We start from the raw sequence: 18633 nt of genomic DNA, 5'->3' as shown, positions 1-18633 counted from the left end.
CAATCACACTCGTATGACTCTCTTTTAGGTAGAGTGATCCCGCCTGTGGCCGCCAAGCCGGGGCAGCCGACTCATCAGGGTTGATGAGCGGCACCACAACAAAAATCGATGTCAGGCCAAGCTGAACATCATCAAGGATCCCGTCATGAATCAATCATTGCCGCTGTTGACGCCGCTGCGGGGCATCGCTGCCCTGATGGTGGTGCTGTTCCACGCCCGCTTGCTGCTCTTTCCCCAGTGGATGGAGTCGATCGCCGGCCACACCCAACTCATCGAGAACGGCTACCTCTGGGTCGATCTCTTCTTTATTTTGAGCGGGCTGGTGCTGGCCCACGTCTACGGGGAGGCTTTCACCCGCACGCCCCGCACCATTGGTTATGGCCGCTTCCTCTGGCTGCGGCTCACCCGGGTGTATCCCCTCTACCTGGTGACCCTGCTGCTGCTGGTTGGCTGGGAGCTCTACAAGGCCCACCACGGGATTGGCTTCTACGCCGGCCCCCTGTTCAAGATGTGGGAGTGGGAGGGGATGCCTCCTTTTGGTTCCCCCTTTACCCCGGCCGAGGCGCTGCCAAGCAGCCTGTTGCTGCTGCAGGTGGTGACCGATCACGGATTGACCTGGAACTTCGCCGCCTGGTCCCTCAGCGTGGAGTGGATTAGCTATCTGCTGTTTCCGCTGCTCATTCCCCTCGCCGTCACCCGCAGCCGCTGGAGCAACCTCGCCCCCTTGCTGGCCCTGACGGTGCTGGCCTTTATCGTGCACAGTCGCGGTACCCTGGATGTCACCAGCGGAGCGCTGGCCATCGGGCGCGGGGTGAGTGAATTCGTGCTCGGCCTCTGGCTGCTGCCGAAGGTGAAGGCTGCCCGCCAGTGGCCCATGATGCAGCGGGATCTGCCGCTGCTGCTCGCCTTTTTGCTCCCCTTCGCGCTGATGCAGTTCACCATGACGCCGCAGCTGACCCTGCTGCTGATCAGCGCCTACGTGTTGCTGATCTGGATTGCCGCAGCCCAGGGTGATCGCCAGAGCCCGCTGCTGCGTCTCCTGGACAACCGCTTCACCAACTGGCTAGGGGATCTCTCCTACTCCATCTACCTGCTCCACGCCCTGGTGTTGCTCACCGGCTGCGAGCTTGTCCACTCTCTGGCGCCGGGGCTCACTGCGTGGTGGTACGCCCAGACCAACCCTTTGCTGGGGGTGTTGGCCACCTTGTTGATGCTGGCGGTACTGATCGGGCTCTCGGCGCTGAGCTACACCCTGCTGGAGCGGCCGCTGCAACGGCGCCTGCGCCGGCTAGGCAAGGCTCCCCAACCAGTGATGGAGCAAGCTGGCTAGCTTCCGTCACCACATGCTGCCCCGATGCAAGACAGGCACGCCGTCGGGGCGGCTCAAAGTGGGACTAGCCAGAGCAAGGCGAAGAGTACGGCTCTTTTTGAACCCGACAATCCCCTGCGCTTTGTGTGAATTCCAGTTCGAATCAAGAGGGCCGTCTGTGGCATAATGGCCCGTCCTGTGGTCCTCGGCGGGGCTTCGCCGGCGCATCCTTGCCCTCCTCCCGTCCTGCCAGGCAGCCTGACATCACTGTGTTCACAGGCCGCCAGGGCCACCCTATTTTTGCGCGCACATTTGACGGTGCCACAGCAGTTATTTGTACACGCAAGTCTGCCCACACAAGGGGAAAGCATGTCTTCCATTCGTCTGACCCAATACAGCCACGGCGCTGGCTGCGGTTGCAAAATCTCCCCCAAGGTGCTCGACACCATCTTGAAGAGCCAGATCCCGGGCTTTGACGACCCCACCCTGGTGGTCGGCAACAGCAGCAAAGATGACGCCGCCGTGGTCGATATCGGCAACGGCCAGGGCATCGTCTCCACCACCGACTTCTTCATGCCCATCGTCGACGATCCCTTCACCTTCGGTCGCATCGCCGCCACCAATGCCATCAGCGACATCTATGCCATGGGCGGCAAGCCCATCGTCGCCATCGCCATCCTCGGCTGGCCCATCAACACGCTGGCGCCGGAAGTGGCCCAGCAGGTGATCGACGGCGGCCGCCAGGTGTGCCACGAGGCGGGTATCTCGCTCGCCGGTGGCCACAGCATCGACGCCCCCGAGCCCATCTTCGGTCTTGCGGTGACCGGTATCGTGCCACTCGACGCCATCAAGCAGAATGACACCGCCCAGGTGGGCGACACCCTCTATCTGACCAAGCCCCTTGGCATCGGCATCCTCACCACAGCTCAGAAGAAGGGCAAGCTCAAGCCCGAGCATGAGCAACTGGCCCCGGATGCCATGTGCACCCTCAACAAGATTGGCCAGCGCTTCGCCGCCTTACCCGGCGTGCACGCCATGACCGACGTGACCGGTTTTGGACTGGCAGGCCACCTGCTGGAGATGTGCGAAGGTTCCGGCGTCAGTGCCCGTCTGGACTTCAAGGCGCTGCCGCTGCTTGACGAGGTGGATTACTACCTGAGTGAGGGCTGCGTACCGGGCGGTACCCTGCGCAACTTCGACTCCTATGGTGACAAGCTGGGCGCCATGGATGATCGCACCCGCAACATCCTGTGCGACCCGCAGACCAGCGGCGGCCTGCTGGTAGCCGTCGGTAAAGAAAGTGAAGCCGAGCTCCTTGCCATTGCCGCACAGGCAGGGCTGACCCTCTCTCCCATCGGCCAGTTGCAGGCCCGCACCGGCAACCAGTTCATCGAGGTTGTCCAATGAGTGCCCTGCCACTGGCCACGGATTACGCCCAGATCTTTTTGGATGAGGTTCCACTCATCGATCTGCGTGCCCCCGTCGAGTTCAAGGAAGGGGCCTTTCCCACCGCTGTCAGCCTGCCGCTGATGACGGACGAGGAGCGTGCCCGGGTCGGTACCTGTTACAAGCAGGAGGGACAGGCCGCAGCCATCACCCTGGGCCATCAACTGGTGGGTGGCGCGGTGCGCGCCGCGCGCATGGAAGGCTGGCTGGCCAGGTTGCGCCAGCAACCCGACGCCCTGCTCTACTGTTTTCGCGGCGGCCTGCGCTCCCAGACAGTGCAGCAGTGGCTGGCCGAGGCCGGCATCACCCGCCCCCGGGTCGCGGGCGGCTACAAGGCGCTGCGCCACTTTCTCATCGAGACCCAGGCGAAGGCCAGTGCAGAGTGCGACTGGACCGTGCTGACCGGCATGACCGGCTCCGGCAAGACCCACATGCTGGCGCACATCACCCAGGCGGTGGATCTGGAAGGGCACGCCCGTCACAGGGGGTCGTCGTTTGGCCAGCTGCCGGGTGGGCAACCCGGCAACATCGACTTCGAAAACCGGCTTGCCATCGAGCTGCTTCAGCGTCGCAACCGGGGGGAATCACAGTTTGTGCTGGAAGACGAGAGCCGTCTCATCGGTCGCTGCGCCCTGCCACTCAACCTTTATGAGGCCATGTGCCGGGCTCCTCTGGTGGTGGTGGAGGTGCCGCAGGAGGCACGGGCCGAGCAGATCCGCACCGATTACGTGCAGGATCTCTGGCTGCGCTATCTGGAGTTCCATGGGCCAGATGCAGGCTGGCCGCTGTTTGCCGGCTACCTCACCGACGCCATGGCCAGGCTCAAGCGCCGACTCGGGGACAAGGATTATCGCGAACTCGATGGGCTGTTGCAGGCCGCCCTCAGGGAACAGGCCCAGAGCGGGGACACCCGCGCCCATCTGGTCTGGATCAGGCTGCTGCTGACTCGCTACTATGACCCCATGTACCGCTATCAGCTGGACAACAAGCGCGAGCGGATCCTGTTTCGTGGTGACAAGGAGGCCTGCCTCGCCTTCTTCGCCAAACGCTCCCCCCTTCAGACCCCTCAGGAGAGTCCCACATGTTGAAGTTCGAGGTGATCCCGGTCACCCAGTTCGCCCAGAATTGTTCCCTTATCTGGTGTGACGAGACCCGCCAGGCTGCCCTCGTCGATCCCGGCGGCGAGGCGGACAAGCTGCTGGCTGCCATAGCCAAACGGGGGCTGACCCTCACCCATATCCTGCTGACCCACGGCCATCTGGATCACGTGGGCGCCGCCGCCGAGCTGCGCGAGAGAACCGGTGTCGCCATTACCGGCCCCCACAAGGAGGATGCCTTCTGGCTCGATATCCTGCCCCAGCAGAGTCAGATGTTCGGCTTCTCCCACACACCGGCCTTCACCCCCGATCACTGGCTTGCACAGGGTGACAAGGTGCAGCTGGGCCGGTGCGAGCTGGATGTCTATTTCTGCCCGGGCCACACTCCGGGCCACATCGTGCTGCTCTGCCAGGCAGAACACCTCGCATGGGTGGGGGATGTGCTCTTTGCCGGCAGCATAGGCCGCACCGATTTCCCGCGCGGGGATCACGGGACGCTGATCAAGTCGATCACCGAGACCCTGCTGCCCCTTGGCGATGAGATCGTCTTTATTCCGGGCCATGGCCCGAGCTCCACCTTTGGTCACGAACGGGCCAGCAATCCCTATCTGACACAGCCCATCTGGTAATCCCCCCGCTCCTCGCGGGCATCCCATTGCGCCTTGAGGCGCAAGATCTCCGGCATGATCTCGAGAAAACGGGAGAGCAGCCGGGGATCGAAGTGCTGGCCTGCACCATCGCGCATGGTAGCCAGCACCCGGTCCAGGGGCCAGGGCTCCTTGTAGGGACGACGCACGCTCAGGGCGTCAAAGACGTCAGCGATGGCCACTATCCGCGACGCCTCGGGGATCCCCTCACCGGTCTCGCCAGCGGGGTAGCCCGAGCCGTCCCATTTCTCGTGGTGGTGCAGGGCAATCTCCGCCGCCATGCGAAAGATGGGGGCATCGGATCGCCTCAGGATCTCGTAACCGATGCGCGGGTGACTTCGCATGATGATCCACTCCTCCTCGGTGAGGGGACCGGGCTTCTTGAGGATGTGGTCAGGGATACCAATCTTGCCCATGTCGTGCATGGGGGCTGCCAGCTCCAGCAGATCCGACTGCTCCGGGCTCCAGCCCGCCGCATCAGCCAGGGCCCGGGCGTAAGCGGCCATGCGCCAGATATGCACCCCGGTGTCGGTGTCGTTGTAGTGGCCCGCCTCGCTCAGCATGACGATGGCGGTGCGATAGCTGCACTCGAGCTGATCGAGGCGCACCAGGGAGAGATGATTGCGCACCCGGGCACGCACCGTGCTCGGACAGACCGGCTTGTAGATATAATCCACTCCGCCCGCCTCGAACCCCTGGCTCTCGCTGTCTGCGTTGTCGCTCGCGGTGATAAAGAGCACCGGGATCCCGGCGTGAGCCGGATCGGCCTTGAGCCGGCGGCACACTTCGTAACCATCCATGTCGGGCATGCGCACGTCCAGCAGGATAAGTGCCGGCTCGTGACGCCCCACGGCGGCCAACCCCTCCTCTCCCCCTTTGGCAAAGAAGAGGTTGTACTCCTCTTTGAGGATTTGCCGCAGCAACCCGAGGTTGCTCGGCTCGTCGTCGATGATCAACACGCGCGGTCGACTCATGGCGCAGGTTCCTCCCGATCCTCCAGATAATCCTCCAGCTTGCGGGTGGCGAACGGGATATCGAACAGCTCCAGGGCTGCACTTATTTCGCTCACCAGCTCGCAAGGCAAGTGACTCCTTGCCTGGCTCAGCGCCGGCTCAATCAGATCCAGATCCTCGCTCACCAGGGCCTGATGCAGGGCGTGCAGGCAGACCTCCCGCGCTTCCCCCTGGGCCAGCGGGGAACTGACCGCGCCCGGCTCGCGCCCGGCATAGGTATCGATGGAGTGTTGTGCCCGCTCCAGGGCCTCGAGGAAGGGTGCGATAAGCTGGCTGGTATCGCTCCCCTGCTCGATGGCCTCGTTCAACTCGGCACTGATACGCGCCACATCGGTGAGCGACAGGCTGCCCGCCACCCCCTTGAGCTTGTGGGTCAGGCTCGCGGCCGCATCGGTCTCGTGCTGGGCGATGTAACCCGGCAACACGGTACCGACCGTCATGTAGTCATCGCGAAAACGCCGCAGGTATTTAAGATAGACCGAGGCTTCACCCCAGTTACGCAGTCCGGTATCGATATCGATGCCGGCCACCGGCTCGTGGGGGAGTAGCTCGTCGTTCACGGTGAGCGGCAGGACAACGTCCGGCAGATAACGCAGCAAGGTCGCGATGAGCTGCTCCACATCGAGCGGCTTGGCGATGAAGTCGTTCATGCCAGAGGCCAATGCCGCCTCCCGCTGATCCTTGAATACCCCTGCGGTGAGAGCCAGCACGGGAGTCTCCTCCCGCCCCGGCAGCAGGCGCAGGCGACGGGTCGCCTCGTAGCCATCCATCACCGGCATCTGCACATCCATGAGCACCAGATCGATGCGCCGGGCCGGATCTGCCAGGCAGGCCAGGGCTCGCTCCCCGTCGATGGCGGTGATCACCTCGGCCCCCTCCCGTTGCAGCAAGCGGGTCGCCACCTCCAGGTTGATGTCGCTGTCATCCACCAGCAGTATGTGTACGCCCGGCAGGCGCAGACGGCGCTGACCACTCTCAAGGGGCTCCACATGCTCGCGCTTCTCGTGGATGAGACGCGCCACCGCATTGTAAAGACTGGAGCCGGTGACCGGTTTGTGCAGTACCAGATCCACCTGATCCGAGCCGGGGCGGTGCATCAGTTCATCCTGGGAATAGGCGGTCGCCATGATGATGATGGGTGAACGCTCCTGCTGCTCGAAGGCGCGGCGAATGGCCAGGCAGGTCTCGAGCCCGTCCATGCCCGGCATGATCCAGTCCAGCAGGATCACGTCGAAACGCTCCCCCTGGCGCAGCAGATGGTGCAGCGCCTGCTCACCGGACTCCACCACCCGCGACTGCCATCCGAGGGAACCCACCGTCATCGACAGGGCGTCGCGGGTCACCTGATTGTCGTCGGCAATGAGCAGCGAGATGTGCTGCAGGCGCTCGTTCAAGGCCTCGGGCCGCTCCACCTGCTCCAGCCGGACGCGGAACCAGAATTCGCTCCCCTTGCCAAGCTCGCTGGTGACGCCGATGTCCCCCCCCATCAGATTCACCAGGCGGCGACTGATGGTCAGACCAAGCCCGGTGCCCCCGAAGCGGCGACTGGTGGAGGAGTCTGCCTGGGAGAATGCATTGAAAATGTTGGCCTGCTGCTCGGGGGGAATGCCGATCCCGGTGTCGCGCACCCGAAACAGCAAGGTGGCCATGCCGTCTTGCTCTGATTCCAGCACAACCTTGACCTCCACCTCGCCGCGTTCGGTAAACTTGATGGCATTGCCGGTCAGGTTGAGCAGCACCTGCTCGAGGCGCAGGGCGTCCCCAATCAGATGGGAAACCGGCTCGGGGGCACTGCTCACCACCAGTTCGAGGTGCTTCTGGCCAACGCAGGTGGACATGATGGCCGCCACGTGATCGAGCACCTCTTCGAGACTGAATGGCACCCGTTCAAGTTCGAGCCGACCCGACTCAATCTTGGAGAAATCAAGGATGTCGTTGATGATCCCGAGCAGCGCCTGCCCGGCCTGGTGGATTTTGCGCACCAGGGCATGTTGACCATCGTCGAGCCCTCCCTGTTCGAGCAGGTAGGTCAGCCCCATGATGGCGTTCATGGGGGTGCGGATCTCGTGGCTCATGTTGGCGATGAAATCACCTTTGACCTGTGCCAACCTGGCCGCTTCCTGCTGGGCCAGTTGCTCCTTGTGCCTGCTGCGCACCAGTGCAGCCACACCGGCACCAAACAACAGCAGCAGCACGGCGCTGGCGGCCAAGATGATCCCCCAGATATGAGTGCGAATGGCCTGCAGCTCGCTGTGCGGCACCAGGGACGCGGCTTTCCAGATCAGCTGATCATGATTCTGTGCCGGGTACAGGGTGGTCCAGCTCCAGAGTCCGTCGGCAGACTCCATCTGGCCGTTTGATGCGTCCCAGAACGCCTGCCAGGCCTGGGGAGAAGTCTGCTTCAGAGTCAGATCCGGGCGCTCGAGCATGAAGCCCCACTCCCGGGATGGGTCCGGGCTGCGCAGCCAGTATCCGTCCTGGTTGAACAGCATAATGTGATCGGCTGCCTTGCCGCGGTTGTCGGCAAACTCCTTGAGCATACGGGCAGCCTGGACGTTGATTAGCAGCAGACCAAGATCACGTCCCCCAAGGCGCAGACGCTTGGCAATGCGGATCATGGGGTTGAAGGGGCGATCGATCACTCCGTGTTCAACGTTGAGATCGAGCGGCGAGACGTAGACCCGCTCCCAGGGCAGCGCCATGGCATCGCGAAAGTAGTAACGCTCCCCCTTGTTCTGCAACTGGTCGTCCGTCACACGCCACAGACGCTGGCCCTGGCGATCGATGCGCACCCGCTCCATGCCATCCGGGGCAAGCCAACGCACCTGGGCATAGTCGGGATTGCGGTTCAGCAGGATGGTGAACTGGACGGCCAGGGTGTCACGGTCATTGCGAGCCGCCGCTTCGAGCAGGATGGGTTCTTCCGACATGCTGCGCACATGGCGCAGCGGCACCGCCAGCTCGCCGTCAAGGCGGCCGCTGGCAAGCGCCAGGAAGGTGCTCTCATCGCTGCGAACGCGATAGAGCTCGCGCTCGATCAGTGCATTGCCCAGCAGATAGCCACCTGCCAGGACCAACAGCAGAATAGGTGAAAACAGCAGGATATATGTCCGTACGATTCCTTTCATAACGGTCAACATCGCCCCGAAAAATGGACTTGCCCGAGTACTTTTTGAACATCAGAGCACCACAACACGTGTCCTGCTGTCAATCATGCCTTCAAGTAAAGACCAATAGTGCTGTTTGAGTATTTTATTTTCCCGGAAAAAATGCTGTAAAAACAAAGAGGCCACCCGATTGGGTGGCCTCTTCACAGGAAAGTTCGTTGTCGATTAGACGCGAACGAAATCCAAGTGAACCAGCTTGTAGCGAACCGGGTGACGCTGGATAGCCTTCACGTTCACTTTGACTTCTTCACCGTTGATGACCAGGGTCAGCTCGGAGGAGTAAAACTCCGGCTTCTCTTGGGCCAGGATCAGCTTCTTGTGGTCCAGGGTAACGGACACGGCTTCTTTGCCTGCACCGTAAACGATGGCAGGAACCAGGTCAGCATGACGCAGGCGGCGGCTCGCACCTTTCCCCAGGTCAGAACGGACTTCAGCTTGGAATACGAAAGACATAGTGATTATCTCTTTTAAGATGAATGTATGGTGTTGACTGCGACCGGTCAGCACCTCGCAAAACGAGCGCGAATACTAGCACGAGCCCGGAGGGGATACAAGGAAAGAACCCGCGACACTCCTCTCTAGGCAAAAAGGCACTCCACCACGCCTCTCGCCATCCCCTAACGCCCCTGCTCCAGACGGGCAAACTGCTGCTGTCGCTGGGCCGGGCTCAGGGCATCGAATTGCGCCAGAGTCTGCGCTTTCGGGCAATAGAGGCGCTGCCCGGCCTGTACCTGGATCCCTTTGGCCATCCTGTCACGATTTTCCTGCACCAGCGCCAGCAGATAACTGTAAGTATCCGAGCCGCCGGCCTCCTTTGACTGAAGCTGGCTTGCAATGCGCCACAGTGTTTCTCCCGCCGCCACCTGATGACAAACCCGCGATGCCTCCCCTGCCGCCGTGGCGGAAAGAGTCAGGGTCGCCTGCTCAGGGGCAGAATCTGCGGTGGCCATGGGCTGTGCATCTCCCTGTCTTGCCAAGGCCTGTGTGGGGACCTGCCCCCCAAGCCGTGCGAGCAAGGGCTCCCCCAGAGGCATCCGCATCTTCCTCTCCCGGGGCAGGGAGAACTCGGCGACAAAGGCGACAGCGCCCGGGACTTCGAACGAGGGGGCCGAGGAGGCGGCTTGCTGTACTGATTGGTGGGGCGCCATGCCATAGGCCATCTCATCGATGCGCTTTAGCCTGGCCAGGTAAGCCTTGGAGAGCTGGGCCTCCCCTTCGAACAGATCGAAGGGGGGCACCAGCCGGGCAGGAAAGAGGATCTGCCAGCGGCCATTCTTCTTTCTCTGTTCAAGTGGGGGAAACTGATTGCCCCGCCAGGCCGCAAAAATGGGCGGCACGGGGCGCAGCACCGGATAGAACTCCGGGTTGAGCTGCACCCAGGTTTGTTCCGCGATGGGTTGATACCCGCTGATGTTGACCAGTGCCACCCCCAACCAGATCCCCAGCATATGACGGCCTCCCTTCCCTTTGGCGTCTCGTTGCTTTCACACTATGGCTCAGAAAACAGATAGATAGCAGCTTAGCACTGGGCAATGGCGCTCTGCACCCGTTTATCCGAGATAGGGTATGGCGTCCCCAGTTGCTGGGCGAAGAAGGAAACTCGCAGCTCCTCGATCATCCAGCGGATATTGGCCACCTCGGCCGGGATCAGCTGGGATTTGGGGATCTTGGCGAGCAGTGCCTTGTACTCCGACTCCACGCTGTGCACCTTGAGCATGTAGACCCGATCCCGGTTGGGATCGATGGCGAGCTTCTCGAGCCGCCGCTCGATGGCCCGCAGGTAGCGCAGCAAGTCAGGCAGCCGCTGCCAGCCGGTCTCGGTGACAAAGCCCTTGTGAATGAGGTTACCCAACTGCTGCTGGATGTCCGACATGGCAAAGGCGGTGTCGAGCTGCATCTTGCCCTTGAGCCGTTTCTTGATCTCATGGGAGAGGGTCAGCACGGCTTCCACCTGTTTGGCCACCTCCACCACCGCATCGTTGAGCTCGGCGCGGACATACTCCTTGAGCGCCTCGAAACCGGCCTCGTCCCAGGCCATGCCGCCGTGCTGCTCAATCAGCTTGTCGCAGCCGCAGGCGATGCAGTCGTCAATCAGCTCGGCCACCTTGCCAAACGGGTTGAAATAGAGCCCGAGCTTGGCCTTGTTGGGCAACTTCTCCTGCAGATACTTGATGGGAGATGGCACGTTGAGCAGCACCAATCGGCGCTGGCCTGCCCACATCAGCTGCTGCTGCACCACCGGACTCTCCACCAGCTGGATGGCGACCGAATCCTTCTGATCCACCAACGCCGGATAGGCTTTCACTTCGAACCCGCCGCGCTTCTGGCTGTACTCCTGGGGCAGCTCACCAAAGCTCCACAGAGTGAGGCCGGACTGCTCGATGTCATCGTCCGCCACTTGTGACAGGGTCTCCTGTACCTTGCCACGCAGGGACTCTTTCAATGCCTCCAGATCTTTGCCTTCCGCCACCTTCTTGTGCTTGTCGTCCACCACCCGGAAGGTGAGTTTCAGGTGATCGGGCACCGCAGCCCAGTCCCAGGATTCTCGGGGCACGGTCACGCCGGTCATGCGGCGCAGTTGGCGCTCCATTTCGTCCAGCAGCGGCCCCTGCTCGGGATTGAGGGTGGCAAGCAGCGCATCGGCATAGTTCGGCGCCGGCACGAAATTCTTGCGCATCGGCTTGGGCATCGACTTGATGAGGGCCACCAACAGCTCGTGACGCAGCCCCGGGATCAGCCACTCGAACCCCTTCACCTCCACCTGATTCAGGAGCGGAAGCGGAATATGCAGGGTCACACCATCTGCGGCCTCCCCCGGCTCGAACTGATAGGTCAGCTTGAGCTTGAGACGCCCCTGCTGCCAGAAGTTGGGGTAGTCGAGATCGCTGATGTGGGCCGCATCCCCCTTCATCAGCATCTCTTTCTCGAAGTTGAGCAGTTCGGGATCCCGCTTTTGCGCCTCTTTCCACCACTTGTCGAAGTGGCGAGCGGAGATCACATCCTCCGGCAAGCGGGCATCGTAGAAGCGGAACAAGTCCTCGTCATCCACCAGGATGTCGCGCCGACGGGATTTGTGCTCCAGCGCCTCCACCTCGGCCAGGAGCTTGCGGTTATCGCTGAAGAAGCGGTGACGGGTCTCGAAATCCCCCTCCACCAGGGCGCGGCGGATAAACAGCTCGCGGCACAGCGCCGGATCGATGCGGCTGAAGTTGATGATGCGCTCGTTGACCAGGGTCAGGCCATAAAGCGTCACCTTCTCCTTGGCCATCACGGCGCCATTTTTCTTCGACCAGTGGGGGTCGCTGTGGTGTAGCTTGATGAGGTGCCCCGCCAGCGGCTCCACCCACTCGGGTTCAATCTTGGCGTTGATGCGGGCATAGAGGCGCGAGGTCTCCACCAGCTCGGCGGCCATCACCCACTTGGGCGGTTTCTTGAACAGACCGGAGGCCGGGAAGAGGTGGAAGCGGCCGTTGCGGGCCCCGAGAAACTCGGGCTTTTCCAGATCCTTGTTGCCGATATGGCTCAAAAGACCGGTCAGCAGAGCGCAGTGCACCGTCTTGAAGTCTGCCGGTTCCTGGTTGGCCTTGAAGCCCAGCTCCTTGACCGTCTGACGCAGCTGGAAGTGAATGTCCTGCCACTCGCGCACCCGCAGATAGGAGAGAAACTCCTTCTGGCACATGCGGCGAAACGGGTTGCTGCCAAGGGCATCCTGCTGCTCTTTCAGATAGTTCCAGAGGTTAACAAAAGCGAGGAAGTCGGAATCCTTGTCTTCAAAACGTCTGTGCTGCTCGTCGGCGGCCTGCTTTTTCTCCATGGGCCGCTCGCGGGGATCCTGAATGCTGAGGGCGGCGGTGATCACCATCACCTCGCTCAGGCAACCGGTCTGCGCCGCACTGATCACCATCTTCGCCAGACGCGGATCAAGGGGGATACGCGAGAGCTGGCGACCGGTCTCGGTCAGCTGCAGCTTGGCTTCGCGATCGCCGGTGGCGGGCAGCTCGCGCACCGCCTCCAGCTCTTTCAAGAGGGTCAGACCGTCCTTGATATGGCGCGACTCCGGCGGCTCGACGAAGGGGAACGCCTCCATATTGCCAAGGCCGAGCGCCAGCATCTGCAGGATGACCGAGGCCAGGTTGGTGCGCAGGATCTCGGGGTCGGTAAAGGCCGGACGGCTATTGAAATCCTCCTCCGAGTAGAGGCGGATACAGATACCGTCCGCCACCCGACCGCAACGCCCTTTACGCTGGTTGGCGCTGGCCTGGGAGACCGGCTCGATGGGCAGGCGCTGCACCTTGGTGCGCCAGGAGTAGCGGCTGATGCGGGCCGTACCCGGATCGATGACGTAACGAATGCCCGGCACCGTCAGCGAGGTCTCCGCCACGTTGGTGGCCAGTACGATGCGCCGTCCGGCGTGTGGCTGGAACACCTTGTTCTGCTCGGCGTTGGAGAGGCGGGCGTAGAGCGGCAGCACCTCGGTATCGCGCAGGTTGAGCTTGCGCAGGGCATCGGCGGTATCGCGGATCTCCCGCTCGCCGTTCATGAAGATGAGGATGTCCCCGAGCCCCTCGCGGGCCAGCTCTTCCACCGCATCAAAGATCCCCTGCAGCTCGTCGCGCTCCTCCAGCCCTTCGCTCTTGTCATTGCTTTTTTTATCAACAAACAGTGGGCGGTAACGCACCTCCACCGGATAGGTGCGACCGGAGACCTCGATCACCGGCGCCTTGTTGAAATGACGAGAGAAACGCTGGGGGTCAATGGTGGCCGAGGTGATGATCACCTTGAGATCGGGGCGCTTTGGCAGCAGCTGTTTGAGATAACCCAGAATGAAGTCGATGTTGAGGCTGCGCTCGTGGGCCTCATCGATGATGATGGTGTCGTACTGGGTCAGCATCCGGTCGTTCTGGATCTCCGCCAGCAGGATACCGTCGGTCATCAGCTTGATGTGGGTCTGCTCACTCACCTGATCGGTAAAGCGCACCTTGTAACCCACGTAGTGGCCAAGTTCGGACTCCATCTCCTCGGCAATACGGGCTGCCACGGTACGGGCCGCCAGACGGCGTGGCTGTGTGTGGCCGATGAAGCCCTTGACCCCACGCCCGAGCGCCAGACAGATCTTGGGGATCTGGGTGGTTTTGCCCGAACCGGTTTCGCCGGCGATGATCACCACTTGATGCTCTTCAATGGCTTTGGCGATCTCCCCCTGCTTCTGGCTGACTGGCAGATTGTCCGGATAGGTGACCTTGGGCACGCCCGCCAGACGGGACTGGTAGCGCGCCTGTGCCACATCCAGGTCAGCGGCGATGGTCTCGAGCACGGCAGCCTGCTTGGCTTCCGGCAGCTTCTTGACCCCGTGCAGTCGACTGGAGAGACGGCGGGCGTCGAGATTCATGCAGGCGGTAAGACGGCGGCGCAGCGCCTCGATAGAGAGAGACAAGGTACGAATTCCTTAAAAGAGTGCCCATCAAGGGCCATATCGATAGCTGGGGGAGATCCTAAAGAGCGAGGCTGGGCGGTGCAAGCCTTAAAGCGCCGCGCCAGCACATCAAGCCGGAGGCGTCATGACCGTCACGGATGAAAAGAGCAGGCCGGAGCCTGCTCTTTGAAAACAACCAGACAACACCGCTCAGACTCTGGCCTGATGCACGAAACAGGTGCCAAGCTGGGCGTGGATGGCCTGCATCACATTGTGGCGGTTGATGACCCCGAGCAGGCGCCCCTCCTCCACCACAGGATAGATCTTGGGCTTTTGACCCATCATCATCTCCGCCAGATCCAGGATGCTGGTGTCGGGGCCGACTGCCAGCACCTCCTTGCGCATCACATCCCTGACCTGGGCCACCTGTTCACAGTGGTAGGCCTCTTTCAACATGACGGCGATGCAATCCTGCTCGGAGACCCAGCCAATCAGATGTCCCTGGCTGTCCACTACGGGGCCGCCCAACTGATGACTGTTGAGAAATTTTTCCACCGCCGCCTGTACCATCATCTCTGCGCTGAAGGTGATGGGCTTGGTCTGCATGTAGTCCTTTGCCTTGAGTGATTCCATGACGCTTTCCCCCAACGAGCCTCCCGAGGGGAGGCAAGAGCCGGGCACTATGTCCGGCTCACTCCAAGCATAGTCCGCATGGATCAGGAGATGGATTGCAGCAAGAGCAAGAGCTCGTTCTGGCTGTGGCAGTCGGTCTTCTTGAACACCCCTTTCAGGGTGGAGCGCACGGTTTCCACCTTGACACCGCGCAGCTCCGCAATGTCGTTGCTGCTGTAACCCTTGCTCATCAGCACCAGCAACTCCTTCTCGCCGATGGTGAGGGGATAGAGGCTGGCCAGCGCTTCGATGTCGGGGTTGAAGGCGTGCTCGGGGTCACGCAGCACCACTTCCACATAGCGTTCAAAGCGGCTGAGTCCGCTCATCAGGGTGCATTGGACCAGCAGCGGGCGCAGGTTAGGCTGACGGGGAATGGACATATAGGCGCTGGCGCCGGGCAGCAAATAGGCAAAGCCATTGAGGATCTCCTTGAGCTGGCGTTGCTGCTCCTTATTCTGCAAAGAGAAAATTCCATTGATGGCCCGCAATTCCACATTTTCATCGGCGATACGGTTGAAGGCCACATTGGAATAATGAATATGCCCCTTGTCGTCTATGATGGCGCTGGGCTTATTATGGTTTTTCACCAGTTGTTGCAACTGATAGTTCTGGGTTTCCAGGGCCAGCAAGTTCCAATAATGGTGGCTCCAGGCCGCCAGTCCGGAATAGATTTCGGAGAGCGAGGTGAGGTCGCGACTGCTGAAATCATCTTGCGCTGCACCACGGTAACTGCACAGGCTGCTCAGCCCCCTCCCTTTCACCTGGCAGACGCCGCCGGCGGCGAATTGGGCGCCGAAACTTGCCAGCAGGCCCACCGAGCTTGAAATGCTGTTGGCGCTGACGATCCCCTTGCACCCTTTATCCAGGTAGTGGTTGAACCACACATCCTGACGATGATGCTGCAGGTAAAACTGCTGCTGGGCCTCGGTCAGACCGCTGGAAAAAAGCTTTATTCCGTCGCTCTTGTCATCATCCCGCAATAAAAACAGGGATGAACTACAGGAAACGTCGGCGCGAAATTGGTCCACGACGAGCTTAATGTCAGAATCATTAATACCGCACTCGTATAACTGGCTGATATAGGGCGATATCCTTTCTTTCTCTAATGCCTTCACACCCGAACTCCTAATTCTTATTTTTATTGAAGAGGCATCTTACTCTGCAATGGGATAGTCGAAAAGTAGTCAAATGAACAAAGGGTTTATGATTTATTCATAAATAGTCATGAATATAGGCTCATGAATGAATATGGCCAAAAAGGGTAAATAGCCGCTCATGTTTTTCCTGGCGCTGGTCGCTTACCTCCCTGTTTTGCCTCTTGATGTCTCACCACCCACTCGCCATCCCGGCCCCTCTTCCCCCCAAGATCACGCTTTTCAACATTGGGGTCATCTGCATTCACACCGATTCACATGTTGCATTTTGGTGACTTTGGTGTTTCCATTTTGAGCGCAGGACGATATTGTATATACAAATCATCCCCTCAATGGAATTGAACCATGCGGATCACAAGGAGAGAAAATGGAACCTGAACACACGCTCACTGCACCGGCAGGATCAGGGGCCGGCATCAAGCTGCTGTTGGCCAGCCTGCTTGGCATCGCCATCTTTTTTGTTCCCTTCGAGCTTGGCGGGCGCAGCACCATAGTGGTGGATCACCTGGCCGGCTTTCTGATTGCCCAGCGCCCCCTTGCCCTGACCCTCATTCTCTTGCTCATCGCCTATGGCGCCATCACCCCCTTGCTGGATGGCCGCTGGCGCGCCCGTCCCATCGACAGGGTATTGAGCCTGTTCAAGCTGCTCGGGCTGGCCCTGGCCATTTTGTATGTCACAGACTGGGGCCCTGCCTGGTTGATGACCCCGGATCGCCTCCCCTTCCTGTTCGATAAACTGGCCATGTCTGTGGGTCTCATCGTGCCTATCGGCGCCATGGCCCTGACCTTCCTGCTCGGTTTCGGCCTGCTGGAATTCATCGGGGTGCTGATGCAACCCGTGATGCGCCCCCTGTGGCGCACGCCGGGTCACTCCGCCATCGATGCGGTCGCCTCTTTCGTCGGCAGCTACTCGGTGGGCCTGCTCATCACCAACCGGGTCTTCCTCGCGGGCAAGTACACGGTGCGAGAAGCCGTCATCATCGCCACCGGCTTCTCCACCGTCTCGGCCGCCTTCATGATCATCGTGGCCAAGACCCTCAACCTGATGGGACACTGGAACTTCTACTTCTGGTCCACCCTGGTGATCACTTTCGTCATCACCGCCATCCTGGCGCGTGTTCCTCCCATCAGTCGCCTGGCTCACCATGGGGAGACCGACGAGCCGCTACCGGCTGGCATGAGCCGCTGGCAGGCAGCCCTCACCTGCGGCCTGACCCAGTCCCACCAGGCCGATCCTCTGCTGCGGCAATTGAAGGACAACCTCAGGGACGGTCTTCACATGGCCGCTGCCGTGGTGCCCACCATACTGTCCGTCGGTCTGCTGGGCCTGCTGCTGGCAAAGCACACCCCCCTGTTCGATCTGCTGGGCTGGCTGCTCTGGCCACTGACCTGGCTGCTGGATCTCGGCGAGCCGCTCGCCACCGCCAAGGCCCTCTCGGCCGGTCTGGCCGAGATGTTCCTGCCCGCCATCCTGCTCAAGGATGCCGACCTGCTGGTGCGCTATGTCGCGGCCGTGGTTTCGGTCAGCTCGGTGCTCTTCTTCTCTGCCTCCATCCCCTGCATCCTGGCCACCCGGATCCCGGTGAGCGTGGGACAGCTGGTGGTGATCTGGCTGCTGCGCACCCTGCTTGGCATCCTGCTGGCCGCCTTGTGCGGCAGGCTGGCGCTGGCCCTCGGCTGGCTCGGTTGACCAGGGCTCATAAAAAAACAAAGCGCCATCAGGCGCTTTGTTTTTATCGGGATTGTCTCAGGGGGCGATGACGGCGAACCGGCCGCTGTTGAAATCATCTATCGCCTGATGGATCTCTGCCTCGCTGTTCATGACAAAGGGGCCATAACCCACGATGGGTTCATCGATGGGCTCGCCACTCAGCAGCAACAAGCTGGCCTCGCCTTCCGCCTCCAGCATGAACTCCTCACCGTTGGGATCGAGCAGCACCAGTTGTGCTTCGCCCGCGCGCTCCTGACCGTTGATCAAGAGAGAGCCCTTGAGCACCACCAAGGCGCTGTTCCATCCCGCTACCGCCGGCAGCACCACGCTGGCCCCGCCCTTGAGCCGCAGATCCCAGATGTTCATGGGCGAGAAGGTGCGGGCAGGCCCCTCTACCTCGCCTTGTTGCAACCCGGCATCGTTCCCGGCGATGATGCGCACCCGCACATCGCCCTCCTTGAGTCTCAGTTGCGGGATGCTGTCGCTGGTGATGCCCTGATAACCGGGCGTCGACATCTTGTGTTTGGCGGGCAGGTTGACCCACAGCTGCACCATGTCGAGGGTGCCACCACGACGGGTAAACCCCTGGGAGTGGAATTCGTCGTGCATGATGCCGGCGGCGGCCGTCATCCACTGCACGTCTCCCGGACCGATGATCCCCCCCTGGCCGGTCGAGTCGCGATGGGCGACCTCCCCCTCATAGACGATGGTGACCGTCTCAAAACCACGGTGCGGGTGTTCCCCCACACCCCTGGCATGATCGGCGGGCTCGAAATGTGCCGGGCCAGCCCTGTCCAGCAGCAGGAAGGGGCTCAAGGCGCGGCCATGGGTCTGATACGAGAACAGCGAGCGAACCGGGAATCCGTCGCCGACCCAGTGTTGTCGAGGGGCGCTGTAAATACCGATGACTCTTTTCATGATGCTCTCCTGGGTGATCGTCACGGGATGTGTCGTGGCTCGCATTGTGAGTCTGGAACGCTGCGTCCGGTAGACGTAAAATTTGC

General features: G+C 61.3%; 13 protein-coding genes. 5 read left to right on the top strand and 8 right to left on the bottom strand.

Annotated elements, in window-relative coordinates; all coding sequences use genetic code 11:
- Positions 1-145: 145 nt before the first annotated feature.
- The 4 genes from I6L32_RS17310 to I6L32_RS17295 all read left to right on the top strand — a co-directional run bounded on the left by I6L32_RS17310 (position 146) and on the right by I6L32_RS17295 (position 4481).
- Complete coding sequence (locus I6L32_RS17310; RefSeq protein ID WP_216944239.1) at positions 146-1330, top strand: acyltransferase; 1185 nt, start codon at positions 146-148, stop codon at positions 1328-1330.
- Between the two features lie 348 nt (positions 1331-1678).
- Positions 1679-2716, top strand: coding sequence for a selenide, water dikinase SelD (gene selD / locus I6L32_RS17305; RefSeq protein WP_045524852.1), 1038 nt, complete (start codon positions 1679-1681; stop codon positions 2714-2716).
- Positions 2713-3843, top strand: coding sequence for a tRNA 2-selenouridine(34) synthase MnmH (gene mnmH, locus I6L32_RS17300; RefSeq protein ID WP_125117262.1), 1131 nt, complete (start codon positions 2713-2715; stop codon positions 3841-3843). The genes selD and mnmH overlap by 4 nt, the downstream gene beginning before the upstream one ends.
- Positions 3837-4481 (top strand): MBL fold metallo-hydrolase, encoded by a 645-nt coding sequence (locus tag I6L32_RS17295; protein WP_216944238.1) that lies wholly within the window; start codon positions 3837-3839, stop codon positions 4479-4481. Before mnmH ends, I6L32_RS17295 begins: the two co-directional genes overlap by 7 nt.
- Here I6L32_RS17295 and I6L32_RS17290 read toward each other — a convergent pair.
- The 7 genes from I6L32_RS17290 to I6L32_RS17260 all read right to left on the bottom strand — a co-directional run bounded on the left by I6L32_RS17290 (position 4457) and on the right by I6L32_RS17260 (position 15879).
- Positions 4457-5473, bottom strand: coding sequence for an HD domain-containing phosphohydrolase (locus I6L32_RS17290; RefSeq protein ID WP_045524850.1), 1017 nt, complete (start codon positions 5471-5473; stop codon positions 4457-4459). The genes I6L32_RS17295 and I6L32_RS17290 overlap by 25 nt on opposite strands.
- A complete protein-coding gene (locus I6L32_RS17285; RefSeq protein ID WP_216944237.1) occupies positions 5470-8640 on the bottom strand; it encodes a response regulator in 3171 nt (1056 codons plus the stop codon). The genes I6L32_RS17290 and I6L32_RS17285 overlap by 4 nt, the downstream gene beginning before the upstream one ends.
- A gap of 204 nt (positions 8641-8844) precedes the next feature.
- Positions 8845-9132, bottom strand: a complete 288-nt coding sequence (gene rplY / locus I6L32_RS17280) for a 50S ribosomal protein L25 (protein WP_010674717.1) — start codon at positions 9130-9132, stop codon at positions 8845-8847.
- 164 nt (positions 9133-9296) lie between these two features.
- Positions 9297-10127, bottom strand: coding sequence for a hypothetical protein (locus tag I6L32_RS17275; protein WP_139736307.1), 831 nt, complete (start codon positions 10125-10127; stop codon positions 9297-9299).
- Positions 10128-10198: 71 nt separating this feature from the next.
- A complete protein-coding gene (gene hrpA / locus I6L32_RS17270; RefSeq protein ID WP_216944236.1) occupies positions 10199-14113 on the bottom strand; it encodes an ATP-dependent RNA helicase HrpA in 3915 nt (1304 codons plus the stop codon).
- A 189-nt stretch (positions 14114-14302) separates the two neighbouring features.
- On the bottom strand, positions 14303-14725 hold the full coding sequence (locus tag I6L32_RS17265; RefSeq protein WP_010674714.1) for a CBS domain-containing protein: 423 nt from the start codon (positions 14723-14725) through the stop codon (positions 14303-14305).
- An 83-nt stretch (positions 14726-14808) separates the two neighbouring features.
- Positions 14809-15879 (bottom strand): transcriptional regulator, encoded by a 1071-nt coding sequence (locus I6L32_RS17260; protein ID WP_041215183.1) that lies wholly within the window; start codon positions 15877-15879, stop codon positions 14809-14811.
- Between the two features lie 406 nt (positions 15880-16285).
- On the opposite strand from I6L32_RS17260, the gene I6L32_RS17255 reads away from it, so the two are divergent.
- Complete coding sequence (locus tag I6L32_RS17255; RefSeq protein ID WP_010674712.1) at positions 16286-17608, top strand: YjiH family protein; 1323 nt, start codon at positions 16286-16288, stop codon at positions 17606-17608.
- A gap of 57 nt (positions 17609-17665) precedes the next feature.
- Here the strand turns inward: I6L32_RS17255 and I6L32_RS17250 are convergent, their stop codons facing one another.
- Positions 17666-18547 (bottom strand): pirin family protein, encoded by an 882-nt coding sequence (locus I6L32_RS17250; protein WP_216944235.1) that lies wholly within the window; start codon positions 18545-18547, stop codon positions 17666-17668.
- Positions 18548-18633 lie beyond the last annotated feature (86 nt).

It is taken from the genome of Aeromonas sp. FDAARGOS 1402 (genome assembly GCF_019046925.1).
GTDB lineage: Bacteria > Pseudomonadota > Gammaproteobacteria > Enterobacterales > Aeromonadaceae > Aeromonas > Aeromonas caviae.
Note: the sequence above shows the minus strand (reverse complement) of the source record. Positions and strands in the feature narration are given on the sequence as shown.

What these genes read in the sequence shown, in the direction of transcription:
- I6L32_RS17310 (WP_216944239.1), top strand. Translation starts at nt 146, where the DNA reads ATGAATCAATCATTGCCGCTGTTGACGCCGCTGCGGGGCATCGCTGCC.
- selD (WP_045524852.1), top strand. Translation starts at nt 1,679, where the DNA reads ATGTCTTCCATTCGTCTGACCCAATACAGCCACGGCGCTGGCTGCGGT.
- I6L32_RS17275 (WP_139736307.1), bottom strand. Translation starts at nt 10,127, where the DNA reads ATGCTGGGGATCTGGTTGGGGGTGGCACTGGTCAACATCAGCGGGTAT.
- I6L32_RS17290 (WP_045524850.1), bottom strand. Translation starts at nt 5,473, where the DNA reads ATGAGTCGACCGCGCGTGTTGATCATCGACGACGAGCCGAGCAACCTC.
- I6L32_RS17250 (WP_216944235.1), bottom strand. Translation starts at nt 18,547, where the DNA reads ATGAAAAGAGTCATCGGTATTTACAGCGCCCCTCGACAACACTGGGTC.
- I6L32_RS17295 (WP_216944238.1), top strand. Translation starts at nt 3,837, where the DNA reads ATGTTGAAGTTCGAGGTGATCCCGGTCACCCAGTTCGCCCAGAATTGT.
- I6L32_RS17255 (WP_010674712.1), top strand. Translation starts at nt 16,286, where the DNA reads ATGGAACCTGAACACACGCTCACTGCACCGGCAGGATCAGGGGCCGGC.
- rplY (WP_010674717.1), bottom strand. Translation starts at nt 9,132, where the DNA reads ATGTCTTTCGTATTCCAAGCTGAAGTCCGTTCTGACCTGGGGAAAGGT.
- I6L32_RS17265 (WP_010674714.1), bottom strand. Translation starts at nt 14,725, where the DNA reads ATGGAATCACTCAAGGCAAAGGACTACATGCAGACCAAGCCCATCACC.
- mnmH (WP_125117262.1), top strand. Translation starts at nt 2,713, where the DNA reads ATGAGTGCCCTGCCACTGGCCACGGATTACGCCCAGATCTTTTTGGAT.
- I6L32_RS17285 (WP_216944237.1), bottom strand. Translation starts at nt 8,640, where the DNA reads ATGAAAGGAATCGTACGGACATATATCCTGCTGTTTTCACCTATTCTG.